This window comes from Bradyrhizobium sp. ISRA442, from assembly GCF_038085055.1.
Taxonomy (GTDB): domain Bacteria; phylum Pseudomonadota; class Alphaproteobacteria; order Rhizobiales; family Xanthobacteraceae; genus Bradyrhizobium.
This window is the reverse complement of the sequence record NZ_JALGCN010000014.1, coordinates 99,855-112,092: the sequence shown is the minus strand read 5'-3', so window position 1 is coordinate 112,092 and position 12,238 is coordinate 99,855. Positions and strand designations below refer to the sequence as shown.

General features: G+C 63.8%; 12 protein-coding genes. 1 reads left to right on the top strand and 11 read right to left on the bottom strand.

The window, feature by feature from the left end:
• Positions 1 to 12 precede the first annotated feature (12 nt).
• The 11 genes from MTR72_RS26575 to urtA form a co-directional block, all read right to left on the bottom strand.
• Positions 13 to 312, bottom strand: coding sequence for a putative quinol monooxygenase (locus tag MTR72_RS26575; protein WP_063699041.1), 300 nt, complete (start codon positions 310 to 312; stop codon positions 13 to 15).
• A gap of 140 nt (positions 313 to 452) precedes the next feature.
• Positions 453 to 2,168, bottom strand: a complete 1,716-nt coding sequence (gene ureC, locus MTR72_RS26570) for an urease subunit alpha (protein WP_280966817.1) — start codon at positions 2,166 to 2,168, stop codon at positions 453 to 455.
• Positions 2,169 to 2,205: 37 nt separating this feature from the next.
• Positions 2,206 to 2,745 (bottom strand): HD domain-containing protein, encoded by a 540-nt coding sequence (locus MTR72_RS26565; RefSeq protein ID WP_280966818.1) that lies wholly within the window; start codon positions 2,743 to 2,745, stop codon positions 2,206 to 2,208.
• 290 nt (positions 2,746 to 3,035) lie between these two features.
• On the bottom strand, positions 3,036 to 3,341 hold the full coding sequence (locus MTR72_RS26560) for an urease subunit beta (RefSeq protein ID WP_025576653.1): 306 nt from the start codon (positions 3,339 to 3,341) through the stop codon (positions 3,036 to 3,038).
• A 9-nt stretch (positions 3,342 to 3,350) separates the two neighbouring features.
• Positions 3,351 to 3,653 (bottom strand): urease subunit gamma, encoded by a 303-nt coding sequence (locus tag MTR72_RS26555; RefSeq protein ID WP_172110074.1) that lies wholly within the window; start codon positions 3,651 to 3,653, stop codon positions 3,351 to 3,353.
• Positions 3,654 to 3,677: 24 nt separating this feature from the next.
• Complete coding sequence (locus MTR72_RS26550) at positions 3,678 to 4,523, bottom strand: urease accessory protein UreD (protein WP_280966819.1); 846 nt, start codon at positions 4,521 to 4,523, stop codon at positions 3,678 to 3,680.
• Between the two features lie 37 nt (positions 4,524 to 4,560).
• Positions 4,561 to 5,256, bottom strand: a complete 696-nt coding sequence (urtE, locus tag MTR72_RS26545) for an urea ABC transporter ATP-binding subunit UrtE (RefSeq protein WP_280966820.1) — start codon at positions 5,254 to 5,256, stop codon at positions 4,561 to 4,563.
• A gap of 3 nt (positions 5,257 to 5,259) precedes the next feature.
• A complete protein-coding gene (urtD, locus tag MTR72_RS26540; protein ID WP_280966821.1) occupies positions 5,260 to 6,021 on the bottom strand; it encodes an urea ABC transporter ATP-binding protein UrtD in 762 nt (253 codons plus the stop codon).
• A complete protein-coding gene (gene urtC / locus MTR72_RS26535; protein ID WP_280966822.1) occupies positions 6,018 to 7,196 on the bottom strand; it encodes an urea ABC transporter permease subunit UrtC in 1,179 nt (392 codons plus the stop codon). The genes urtD and urtC overlap by 4 nt, the downstream gene beginning before the upstream one ends.
• Positions 7,193 to 8,803, bottom strand: a complete 1,611-nt coding sequence (gene urtB, locus MTR72_RS26530; RefSeq protein WP_280966823.1) for an urea ABC transporter permease subunit UrtB — start codon at positions 8,801 to 8,803, stop codon at positions 7,193 to 7,195. The genes urtC and urtB overlap by 4 nt, the downstream gene beginning before the upstream one ends.
• A gap of 98 nt (positions 8,804 to 8,901) precedes the next feature.
• Positions 8,902 to 10,224 carry an urea ABC transporter substrate-binding protein gene (gene urtA / locus MTR72_RS26525; RefSeq protein ID WP_280966824.1) on the bottom strand — a complete coding sequence of 441 codons (1,323 nt, stop codon included), beginning with the start codon at positions 10,222 to 10,224 and terminating at the stop codon, positions 8,902 to 8,904.
• 504 nt (positions 10,225 to 10,728) lie between these two features.
• Between urtA and MTR72_RS26520 the strand changes: the two genes are divergently transcribed.
• A complete protein-coding gene (locus MTR72_RS26520; RefSeq protein ID WP_280966825.1) occupies positions 10,729 to 12,237 on the top strand; it encodes a DEAD/DEAH box helicase in 1,509 nt (502 codons plus the stop codon).
• Position 12,238: the final 1 nt, after the last annotated feature.

Below are 12,238 nucleotides of genomic sequence, written 5' to 3'. Positions count from 1 at the left end.
CGCTTTACCCTATTACCTGGTCTCGACCTTTTCCGGCGTGATCACCTCGATCTTCGGCGGTGCCGTGAAGCACTTCACCGCCACGCGGCCGAACGTCTTCATATGCTCCATGGCACGATGCGGAACCAGCGCCTCGGCATTCTCCCACTGCTCGACGAACACCATCTTGGTGGGATCGGTGACGCTCTCGTGCAGATCATAGGCGATGTTGCCGGGCTCCTTCCGCGTCTCCTTGATGCAGGCGGTGGCGGCTGCGATGAATTCGGCGCGCGTTTCGGGCTTGATGGTCAAGGTGGCAACAACGTAGATCACGAGAAATCCTCCCGGCTTTTCTTTCTAAGGTAAGATACCGGGCGCGACATTAGACCAGGCGGGATCGAACGCAAAACCGGAAAAACTGCCCCCGGACATCGCTCGGGACCTATTCTTGGGACATGTGTCGAGGCGCTATTTCAGTACATGAAATATCGCTGTGCCATCGGCAGTACCTCGGCCGGCGCGCAGGTCAAAAGTTCGCCGTCGGCGCGGACCTCGTAGGTCTCCGGATCGACCTCGATATTGGGCGTCGCGTCGTTGTGGATCATGCTCTTCTTGGAGATCTTTCCGCGGGTGTTCTGAACCGCATAGAGCTTCTTGTCGATGCCGAGTTTTCGCGCGAGGCCGGCGGTGACGGCAGCCTTCGAGGTGAACACGACGGATGATGCCGTGCGCGCCTTGCCGAAGGCACCGAACATCGGCTGGTAATGTACCGGCTGCGGCGTCGGGATCGAGGCGTTGGGGTCGCCCATGGGAGCTGCCACGATCGAGCCGCCCTTGATGATGCAGTCCGGCTTGACGCCGAAGAAGGCGGGCGACCACAGCACGAGGTCGGCGAGCTTGCCCTTTTCCACCGAGCCGATCAGCTTTGAGACGCCATGGGCGATCGCGGGATTGATCGTGTACTTGGCTATGTAACGCTTCACGCGGAAATTGTCGTTGTCCTTGCCCTGGTCCTGCGGCAGCGATCCGCGCTGCTTCTTCATCTTGTCGGCGGTCTGCCAGGTGCGGATGATGACCTCCCCTAACCGGCCCATCGCCTGCGAGTCCGAGGACATCATCGAGAGCGCGCCGAGGTCGTGCAGGATGTCTTCGGCGGCGATGGTCTCCTTGCGGATGCGGCTCTCGGCAAACGCAAGGTCTTCCGCGATCGACGGATCGAGGTGATGGCACACCATCAGCATGTCGAGATGCTCGTCGATGGTGTTGCGGGTGAACGGCCGCGTCGGATTGGTCGAGGACGGCAGCACGTTCTTCAGTCCTGCGACCTTGATGATATCAGGCGCGTGACCGCCGCCGGCGCCTTCGGTGTGGAAGGCGTGGATGGTGCGGCCCTTGAAAGCCTTGATGGTGTCCTCGACGAAGCCGGATTCGTTCAGCGTGTCGGTGTGGATCATGACCTGGATGTCATGATCGTCGGCGACCGACAGGCAGTTGTCGATCGCGGCCGGCGTCGTGCCCCAGTCCTCGTGCAGCTTCAGCGCACAGGCGCCGGCCTTGATCATCTCGACCAGGGCCGCCGGCCGCGAGGCGTTGCCCTTGCCGGAAATGCCGAGATTGACCGGGAAGGCATCGAACGACTGGATCATCCGCGCGATGTGCCAGGGGCCGGGCGTACACGTCGTGGCGAAGGTGCCGTGCGACGGACCGGTGCCGCCCCCGAGCATCGAGGTGACACCGCTCATCAAGGCGTGCTCAATCTGCTGCGGGCAGATGAAGTGGATGTGGCTGTCGAAGCCGCCGGCGGTGAGGATCTTGCCTTCTCCCGCGATGACGTCGGTGCCGGGGCCGATGATGATGGTGACACCCGGCTGGATGTCGGGATTGCCGGCCTTGCCGATCGCGGAGATCATGCCGTCCTTGATGGCGACGTCGGCCTTCACGATGCCCCAGTGGTCGACGATCAGCGCATTGGTGATGACGGTATCGGCCGCGCCCTGGCGGCTCGTGACCTGCGATTGCCCCATGCCGTCGCGGATCACCTTGCCGCCGCCGAACTTCACCTCCTCGCCATAGGTGGTGAAATCCTTCTCCACCTCGATGATGAGATCGGTGTCGGCCAGCCGCACCTTGTCGCCGGTGGTGGGGCCGAACATGTCGGCATAGACGGATCGCTTCATCTTCACGGACATCACAAGCCCCGTTCGCGTTTCAATGTTGTGTGAGTGCTCACAGCGAGGCCCTCGCTCGTTGCACTGCATCGTCAAACTTCGTCTCGAGGTAGGAATTGCTTCCGCGGCAGCCAGCGACCACCTGCTCGGCCCAATCGGTATAGTCAATCAGGTCGGCGCGCTCCTCAGTAGTGGGGTTGGAACGAATCCGTGCCTCGATGTTGCTGATCTTGTCGGCGATTTTGATCAGCTTGGCGCCGGCCGACTTTTTCGGCGCATCGACGACTTGTCGTCGTCGCCGCTCGGCTTTCGGCAGGTTCATATCGTCGGTGCATTCGACCACGATGGAAGCGACGCGCTCGGAGAATTTTTTCGCCAGCTCCTCGCGCGTGGTGTCGGTATCCTCGATCGAATCATGCAGCCAGCCGGCCGCGACCAGCTCGGCATCGGCACCATCGGTCGCAGCCGCAAGCAGGTTCGCGACCTCGGCAAGGTGGTTGATATAAGGCTCGTTGCCGCGCGCCTTGCGCGCCATGCCGTTATGGCGCCGCGCAGCAAGCTCGGCAGCTTCAGAGATGAGGCGAATGGCGGGCAGCATGATCTAGGCCTCCTCGACATCGTTTGACGTATCGCGCGATGCGTTCCCTCCCCCCTTGCGGGGGAGGATCAGGGAGGGGGGTGCACCTTGCTCGGCTGCACGACGTATCGTGAGGACCGTACTCTCGACGTCATCGATGACGTTGCCAATTTCGGTTACCCGAGCGTGCGATACCACTGCTGCCGGAGCCCGGGGCTTACCCCCCTCCCCGGCCCTCCCCCGCAAGGGGGGAGGGAGCGATCCAGTTTCGCTCACCTCACAGTGAATCACTGCGCCCGCCTTAGCCTGCCTCACAGCTTCCCCATGACGTCGCCGCGGAAGCCGTAGATGGTCTTCTTGCCGGCGAGCGCGACGAGCTGGACGTCCCGGGTCTGGCCGGGTTCGAAGCGGACGGCGGTGCCGGCGGCGATATCGAGGCGCATGCCGCGCGCCTTCTTGCGGTCGAACTTCAGCGCCGGGTTGGTCTCGAAGAAATGGTAGTGCGAGCCGACCTGGATCGGGCGGTCGCCGGTGTTGGCGACCGTCAGCGTCACGGTCTTGCGACCGGCATTGAGCTCGATCTCGCCGTCCTGGATGAAGAGTTCACCGGGGATCATGTTGCGCGCCTACCTGATCGGCTCATGCACGGTGACGAGCTTTGTCCCATCCGGAAAGGTCGCCTCGACCTGGATGTCGTGAATCATTTCGGGAATGCCCGGCATCACCTGGTCGCGGGTCAGCACTTGCGCACCCGTCTGCATCAGCTCGGCGACGGTGCGGCCGTCGCGCGCGCCTTCGAGAATGAAATCGGAGATGATCGCCACCGCCTCGGGATGGTTGAGCTTGACGCCGCGCTCGAGCCTGCGCCGCGCCACGATGGCCGCCATCGAAATCAGAAGCTTGTCCTTTTCGCGGGGAGACAGGTTCATGCGACTTCTCTTCCGTTCACATCATCAATTCAGCCACAACCGCGGCAAGGCCGCATCCGTGCGCGCCAGCACCGCCATCATGTCCGCGCGCAAACGGGCCGCATCTTGGGCACAGAAGCGCGCCATTGCAAAGCCGTTCCAGGCGGATATCCCGACCTCGCCGGCAAACGAGTCGGCCGCCTCGCGGAGACACTCGACCAAGGCCTCATCACCAGGCACGATCAATGCGGTGCCGATGGCGGCGCCCCCCTTGGCGAATGCGGGCCGCGCGAGCTTCTTGCCGATATCGCCGTCGAGCCTGACGGTCTCGGCGAAGACCAGCTTGCCGCCGCGGCGCAGCCGCCAGCGATCGACGAACTCGCCCTGCTCCATCCGCTCGCCCATGGCGGTGCGGCCGAACACGACGATCTCGCCAAGCAAAAGCGACGCGGCCTCATCGAGCTCGATGTCGAAGCGGCGCTGCACGCGCGCACGATCGAACAGGATGGTCTCCTGCGGCAGCCAGGAAAGATGCGCACCGGTCCCGACCGTCAAGGCGATGTTGAGCTGCGCCGCCGGTCCCGGGGTACGGTAGACCTTCTCGGCTGCCGCCGTGGTCAGCGTCAGCCGAGCGGCATCAGTGGCTGCGATCTCGATGTCAAAGCGATCGCCGCCGGCAACCCCGCCGGCCGTGTTGACGAACACGCCCGATAATCCCTCGTCCTCGGGCGAGGGAAAGCGCACGCGCAGGGAGCCGGACTCATGCAGGGTGCCGCGGCGCGTGACGCCGTCCCTGGCATGGACGTCGAACCGCACCGCGCCGCGGGCACGGTTGGCCTCGAAGACCGACGACTCCAACTCCGACAAATTGCCTGATAGCTCGCTGCGCATCCGCCTCCCCCAGCCGGTGGCCGCAGAATTTCCTGGCCTACAGCGCCATCTGGCGGCTGATTTCGCTCGCGTCGAGATTGCTGCGATCGCAGGTGTACTTCACCGCGCCGCGATCCATCACCGCAAAACTGTCGCCGAGTTCGCAGGCAAAGTCGAGATATTGTTCGACCAGCACGATGGCGATATTGCCGAGATTGCGCAGGTAGGAGATGGCACGGCCGATGTCCTTGATGATCGAGGGCTGGATGCCCTCGGTCGGCTCGTCGAGCAGGAGCAGTTTTGGCCGCATCACCAGCGCACGCCCGATCGCGAGCTGCTGCTGCTGACCGCCCGAGAGATCGCCGCCGCGCCGGCCCAGCATGGATTGCAGCACCGGAAACAGCGAGAATACATCGTCCGGGATGTGCTTGTCCTCGCGCTTCAGCGGACCGAAGCCGGTCTTGAGGTTCTCCTCGACCGTCAGCAGCGGAAAGATCTCGCGGCCCTGCGGCACGAAGCCGATCCCCTTGCGCGCCCGCTCGTAGGGCTTGAGCGAGCTGATGTCGCTGCCGTCGAACACGATCGATCCCGATGCGATCGGGTACTGGCCGACCATGGCGCGCAGCAGCGACGTCTTGCCGACGCCGTTGCGGCCAAGCACGCAGGTCACCTTGCCCGGCTCGGCCGAGATCGAGACGCCGCGCAGCGCTTGGGCAGCACCATAGAAGAGATTGATGTCCTTGACCTCGAGCATGCGTCAGCGTCCCAGATATACTTCGATGACCCGCTCGTTGGACGAGACCTGGTCGATGGTGCCTTCCGCGAGCACGGAGCCTTCGTGCAGGCAGGTGACCTTGACGCCGAGCTCGCGCACAAAAGTCATGTCATGCTCGACCACCATGACGGTGTGGGTCTTGTTGATCTCCTTGAGCAGCTCGGCCGTGAGATGCGTCTCGACGTCGGTCATCCCGGCGACCGGCTCGTCGACCAGCAGCAGTTTTGGATCCTGCGCAAGCAGCATGCCGATTTCGAGCCACTGTTTCTGGCCATGGCTGAGGCTGCCGGCGAGGCGGTTGCGCGCGTCGGTGAGGCGGATCGTCTCCAGCACCTTGTCGATGCGCTCGGACTCCGCCCTGCTGCCGCGCCAGAACAGGGTGCCGCGCACGGAGTGATCGACGTTGAGCGCGAGCAGCAGGTTGTCCTGCACGGTCTGGCTCTCGAACACGGTCGGCTTCTGGAATTTTCGGCCGATGCCGAGTTCGGCGATCCGGGTCTCATCCAGCCGCGTCAGGTCGGTGACGCCGTCGAACAGCACCGTACCCTCGTCGGGCTTGGTCTTGCCGGTGATGATGTCCATCATCGTGGTCTTGCCGGCACCGTTCGGGCCGATGATGGCGCGCATCTCGCCCGGCTCGAGCGTCAGCGACAGGTTGTTGATGGCATGGAAGCCGTCGAACGAGACGTGCACGCCGTCGAGATAGAGCATTGCGGAAGTCGCGCGGGAATCCATCACGTTCATGACCGCTCCTTCGCCATGTTCGGTTCCGCGATGCCATCTTCGGCCGCAGCGCTCGCAGCGGTCTCGGCCGGGCGTTTTTCCTTCGCCGCCTCCCACCAGGAATTGAAGGTGCCGACGATGCCTTTCGGCAGGAGCAGCGTCACCAAGATGAACAGCGCACCCAGCATGAACAGCCAGTACGGTGCCAGCACGCCGGAGGTGAAGAACGTCTTGGCGTAGTTGACGACGACCGCGCCGAGCGCGGCACCGACCAGGGTGCCGCGGCCGCCGACCGCGACCCAGATCACCGCCTCGATCGAGTTGCCCGGCGCGAATTCGGACGGGTTGATGATGCCGACCTGGGGCACGTAGAGCGCACCGGCGACGCCGGCCATGCAGGCCGACACCGTGAACACGAACAGCTTGTAGGATTCGACGCGGTAGCCGAGGAAGCGCGTCCGCGATTCCGCATCGCGCACCGCGATCAGAACCTTGCCGAGCTTGGACGAGACGATGGCGCGGCAGACCAGGAAGCCGACGATCAGCGCCAGGCAGCTCAGCGCGAACAGCGCGGCGCGCGTGCCTTCGGCCTGGACGTTGAAGCCGAGGATGTCCTTGAAGTCGGTCAGGCCGTTGTTACCGCCGAAGCCGAAATCATTGCGGAAGAAGGCGAGCAGCAGCGCATAGGTCATCGCCTGCGTGATGATCGACAGGTACACGCCGGTGACGCGGGAGCGGAAGGCGAGCCAGCCGAAGCAGAAGGCGAGCAGTCCCGGCACCACCAGCACCATCAGCGCCGCAAACCAGAACATGTCGAAGCCGTACCAGTACCACGGCAGCTTCTGCCAGTTCAGGAACACCATGAAGTCGGGCAGGATCGGGTTGCCGTAGACGCCGCGGGTGCCGATCTGCCGCATCAGATACATGCCCATGGCGTAGCCGCCGAGCGCGAAGAAGGCGCCGTGGCCGAGCGAGAGGATGCCGCAATAGCCCCAGATCAGGTCGATCGACAGCGCCAGGATGGCGTAGCAGACATATTTGCCCCAGAGCGCAACCAGATAGGTCGGCACCTGCAGGAACGAGCCCGCCGGCAGCAGCATGTTGGACAGCGGGATGAGGATCCCGCAAGCCGCGACGATGGCGAGGAAGATCGCCGCGCCGCGGTCCAGCGATCGGGTGAGCATGTGAGGGGTCATGCTTCCACCGCACGGCCCTTGAGCGCGAACAGGCCGCGCGGGCGCTTTTGAATGAACAGGATGATCAGAACCAGGATCGCGATCTTGCCGAGCACGGCGCCCGCAACCGGCTCCAGGAACTTGTTGGCGATACCGAGTGTGAAGGCGCCGACGAGGGTGCCCCAGAGATTGCCGACGCCGCCGAACACCACGACCATGAAACTGTCGATGATGTAGCTCTGGCCGAGATTGGGGCTGACATTGTCGATCTGCGACAGCGCCACCCCGGCGATACCGGCAATGCCGGAACCGAGGCCGAAGGTCAGCGCATCGACGCGTGAGGTGGCGATGCCCATCGAGGCCGCCATGCGGCGGTTCTGCGTCACCGCGCGCATCTCAAGGCCAAGCGCGGTGTAGCGCAGCATGGCGAGCAGGATTGCGAACACGGCGAGCGTGAAGATGAGGATCCAGAGCCGGTTATAAGTAATGGTGATCTGACCGAGCTCGAAGGCGCCGCTCATCCAGGAGGGGTTGCCGACCTCGCGGTTGGTTGGGCCGAACACGGTGCGCACGGCCTGCTGCAGCACCAGCGACAGGCCCCAGGTCGCAAGCAGCGTCTCCAGCGGACGACCATAGAGGAAGCGGATGATGCTGCGCTCGATCAGGACACCGATCGCACCGGCGACCAGGAAGGCGAGCGGCACGGCGATCAGCAGCGAATAGTCGAACAGGCCGGGGTAGCGGGTGCGGATCACCTCCTGCACCACGAAGGTGGTGTAGGCCCCGATCATCACCATCTCGCCATGGGCCATGTTGATGACGCCCATCACGCCGAAGGTGATGGCAAGTCCGATCGCCGCCAGCAGCAGCACCGATCCGAGCGAGAGGCCGTACCAGGCGTTCTGCACCGTCGACCAGACCGCGAGCGTGTTCTGGATCGAGCCGATCCCGCTCGCCGCCGCCTTGGTCACCGAGGGCGGCTGGTCGCTGCCGATACCGGTGAGCAGGGCCAGCGCTTCCTGGTCCCCGCGCGCCTTGATGGTGGCGACCGCCTCGAGCTTCTGCAACTCGGTGGCGTCGGACTTGTAGAGCAGAATCGCGGCGCGGGCTTCGCCCAGCGCTGACTTGACCGACTTGTTCGTTTCCTTGGCGAGTGCGCTCTCGACGGCGTCGAGCGCCGTCTCCTCGTGCGACTTGAACACGGATTGCGCGGCCTGCAGGCGCGTCGCGACATCCGGCGACTGCAGCGTCAGGCTGCCAAGCGCGGCGTCGACGCTGCGGCGCAGCCGGTTGTTGAGGCGGACCGCGCTGGCGCTGTCGGGAACGCTGGCGACCGGCTGCCCGGTCGCGGCGTCGATCGACTTGCCGTCGGTGCCGGTGACGTAGACCTTCTTGCTGTCGGAATCGGCCATCAGCCGGCCGTCCTGGAGCGCGCTGATGATCGGAAAGGCCAGCGGGTTGCCGCTGCTCGCGACCACTCCGATCGCCTCCTCCGTGTCGGAGAATTCGTCGTTGGCAAATTTGGCGACCGCATCCTCGAACGGACCGGCGAAAGCCGGCAGCGCGAACGCGATCAGAAACAGCGAGAGCGCAAGCGAGCAGAGACGAGCGGACAGTTTGGCTGGCACTGTGAAAATCCCGGCAGAAATGGATGGAGAAGGCGGCGGGATCGCCGCCCTCTCCAAGTGTGCAATGGGCCGTCAGGCCTTGGTCGAGTGCTCTTGGATCAGGATCCCGAGCCGAGGCACTTGTTGGTCTTGACGTTGAAGTTGCCGCACTTCTTCTCGACCCAGTCGCCGATCAGGTCCTTGGAGCCGTCGAGCTCCTTCGACCAGGCGTCGCCCGGAACGAGGCCCGGGGTCTTCCAGACCACGTCGAACTGGCCGTTGCCCTTGATCTCGCCGATGAACACCGGCTTGGTGATGTGGTGGTTGGGCAGCATCTTCGACACGCCACCGGTCAGGTTCGGCGCCTCGATGCCGGGCAGCGCGTCGATCACCTTGTCCGGATCGGTCGACTTCACCTTCTCGACCGCCTTCACCCACATGTTGAAGCCGATCACGTGCGCTTCCATCGGATCGTTGGTCACGCGCTTCGGATTCTTGGTGTAGGCCTGCCAGTCCTTGATGAACTTCTCGTTCGCCGGAGTCTTGATCGACTCGAAGTAGTTCCAGGCGGCGAGATGGCCGACCAGCGGCTTGGTGTCGATGCCGGCGAGCTCTTCCTCGCCCACCGAGAACGCGACCACCGGGATGTCCTTCGCCTTGATGCCCTGGTTGCCGAGCTCCTTGTAGAAGGGAACGTTGGCGTCGCCGTTGATGGTCGAGACCACCGCGGTCTTCTTGCCGGCCGAGCCGAACTTCTTGATGTCGGCCACGATCGTCTGCCAGTCGGAATGACCGAACGGCGTGTAGTTGATCATGATGTCTTCCTGGGCGACCCCCTTCGACTTCAGATAGGCTTCCAGGATCTTGTTGGTGGTGCGCGGATAGACGTAGTCGGTGCCCGCGAGCACCCAGCGCTTCACCTTCTCTTCCTTCATCAGGTAGTCGACGGCGGGGATAGCCTGCTGGTTGGGCGCCGCACCCGTGTAGAACACGTTGCGCTCGCTCTCCTCACCCTCGTACTGCACGGGGTAGAACAGAATGTTGTTCAGCTCCTTGAAGACCGGGAGCACGGACTTGCGGGACACCGAGGTCCAGCAGCCGAACACGACCGAGACCTTGTCCTTGGTGATCAGCTCGCGCGCCTTCTCGGCGAACAGCGGCCAGTTGGAAGCGGGATCGACGACGACGGCCTCGAGCTTCTTGCCGAGCACGCCGCCCTTCTTGTTCTGCTCGTCGATCAGGAAGAGGATGGTGTCCTTCAGCGTGGTTTCGCTGATGGCCATGGTGCCGGACAGGGAATGAAGCACGCCGACCTTGATGGTGTCGTCCGCGGCCTTCGCGCCGGTCAATGAGGCCAGACCGAGCATCAGTCCGGCGGTCGCGGCGAGCACGCCGCGGCGGCTAAATGACGCCGCTATATCGTGAGTGGATTTGGTAAGCATGATTGTATCATCTCCCTGACGCAGACGTGGAAAGAACGCTGCGAAACGGCCCCACGGCCGCCTGCGATTAATGGAATCGCAAGAACCGTGCCATGGGTTGAGCATCCGGCAAGCCACTGGTTCTATTCAGGAATTTTGCAAAAATCGAAGTTTCATGGCGACGCGCCTGCTTAAAACTTGGGCGAATGAAATGTATGCCAATGCGGCAGTCAGTCTAATTTTTGAGCAAAAAGGTATTTCTGTCTAAATTTCCGGCATAACAATTTTTGCGCCGCAATCGATCTCCGCAACGTCCGCGCCTTGAAAGCGCCCCCTCGATGTTCCATATGGGGGCAGAGATCCCTTGCGAATCAAGGGATCGTAGCGAGCCGCGTGTTCTTAAGCCCTTTCGGGCCTCTGGCTTGCCCATATCTCCCAAGCCATCCGACACCCCAAACACGCAGGTGTCTTCTCGACACCTTGTTGCGCGCGCCCCGCCGACTGCGCCGGGCGTTCGCTTTTGACATGGAAAGAACCCATCTTTTGACTTCGTTTCAGGACTTCGGCCTCGCCGAACCCATCGCCCGCGCGCTTCGTGAAGAAAATTACGTTACACCCACGCCCGTCCAGGCCCAGACCATCCCGCTGGCACTGACCGGCCGCGACGTCGTCGGCATTGCCCAGACCGGCACCGGCAAGACCGCGTCCTTCGCGCTGCCGATCCTGCACCGCCTGCTCGAACACCGCATCAGACCGCAAGCCAAGACCTGCCGCGTCCTCGTGCTGTCGCCGACCCGCGAGTTGTCCGGCCAGATCCTCGACAGCTTCAACGCCTACGGCCGCCACGTCCGCCTCACCTCGGCGCTCGCCATCGGCGGCGTGCCGATGGGCCGTCAGGTCCGCGCGCTGATGCAGGGCGTCGAGGTCCTGGTCGCGACCCCCGGCCGCCTGCTCGACCTCGTGCAGAGCAACGGGTTGAAGCTTTCGAGCGTCGAATTCCTCGTGCTGGACGAGGCCGACCGCATGCTCGACATGGGATTCATCAACGACATCCGCAAAATCGTCGCCAAGCTGCCGATCAAGCGGCAGACGCTGTTCTTCTCGGCCACCATGCCGAAGGACATCGCCGAGCTGGCGGACTCGATGCTGCGTGACCCTGCCCGCGTCGCGGTGACCCCGGTCTCCTCGACCGCCGAGCGGATCAACCAACGCATCCTCCAGGTCGATTTCTCGGCCAAGCCCGCCTTCCTGACCAAGCTCCTGAAGGAGGAGCCGATCAACCGCGCGCTGGTCTTCACCCGCACCAAGCACGGCGCAGACAAGGTCGTGAAGACGCTGGCCAAGGCCGGCATCGCCGCGAACGCCATCCATGGCAACAAATCGCAGAACCATCGCGAGCGCACGCTGGCCCAGTTCCGCTCCGGCGAGATCCGCACGCTGGTGGCCACCGACATCGCCGCTCGCGGCATCGATGTCGACGGCATCAGCCATGTCATCAATTTCGACCTGCCCAATGTGCCCGAGACCTATGTGCACCGTATCGGCCGCACCGCGCGCGCCGGCGCCGACGGCACCGCGATCTCGCTGGTCGCGGGCGGAGAGGAACTTAGTTATCTCCGCGACATTGAGCGATTGATCCGAGTGGCGCTGCCGCGAGAGGATCACCGTACCGACGCCGGCCGCGAGGCCGCCCATGCTCCGTCCGCCGCGGCTGCGCAGCACCACCGGCCGGGCCGGTCCGGTCGCTCCGGCCAGCGGCCGCAGGGCGCAAGGTACGGTGACGGACGGCCTGGCGAGGGGCGTCATGTCGAGGGCAGACCTGTTGATGGCAGGGCCGCCGACGGCCACAAGGCATCGAAGGGGTCTCGCCGCGGCCGCCGTTCCGGTGGTAAGGTGAATTCCCCACCAAACGATCGGTCGGAACAGCGTCCCGCGCATAGCGCAGGCAAGCCTGATGGAATACAAGGCGTTGCCTTTTTGCGTCGCGAGAGTCGCCCCAACGGCCGACCGAACCGCAATCCGCATTCGCACTAGT

Bases quoted from the DNA above. Each gene is read 5' to 3' on its own strand.
- ureC (WP_280966817.1), bottom strand. From the start codon at position 2,168: ATGTCCGTGAAGATGAAGCGATCCGTCTATGCCGACATGTTCGGCCCC.
- MTR72_RS26565 (WP_280966818.1), bottom strand. From the start codon at position 2,745: ATGCTGCCCGCCATTCGCCTCATCTCTGAAGCTGCCGAGCTTGCTGCG.
- MTR72_RS26560 (WP_025576653.1), bottom strand. From the start codon at position 3,341: ATGATCCCCGGTGAACTCTTCATCCAGGACGGCGAGATCGAGCTCAAT.
- MTR72_RS26555 (WP_172110074.1), bottom strand. From the start codon at position 3,653: ATGAACCTGTCTCCCCGCGAAAAGGACAAGCTTCTGATTTCGATGGCG.
- MTR72_RS26550 (WP_280966819.1), bottom strand. From the start codon at position 4,523: ATGCGCAGCGAGCTATCAGGCAATTTGTCGGAGTTGGAGTCGTCGGTC.
- urtE (WP_280966820.1), bottom strand. From the start codon at position 5,256: ATGCTCGAGGTCAAGGACATCAATCTCTTCTATGGTGCTGCCCAAGCG.
- urtD (WP_280966821.1), bottom strand. From the start codon at position 6,021: ATGAACGTGATGGATTCCCGCGCGACTTCCGCAATGCTCTATCTCGAC.
- urtC (WP_280966822.1), bottom strand. From the start codon at position 7,196: ATGACCCCTCACATGCTCACCCGATCGCTGGACCGCGGCGCGGCGATC.
- urtA (WP_280966824.1), bottom strand. From the start codon at position 10,224: ATGCTTACCAAATCCACTCACGATATAGCGGCGTCATTTAGCCGCCGC.
- MTR72_RS26520 (WP_280966825.1), top strand. From the start codon at position 10,729: ATGGAAAGAACCCATCTTTTGACTTCGTTTCAGGACTTCGGCCTCGCC.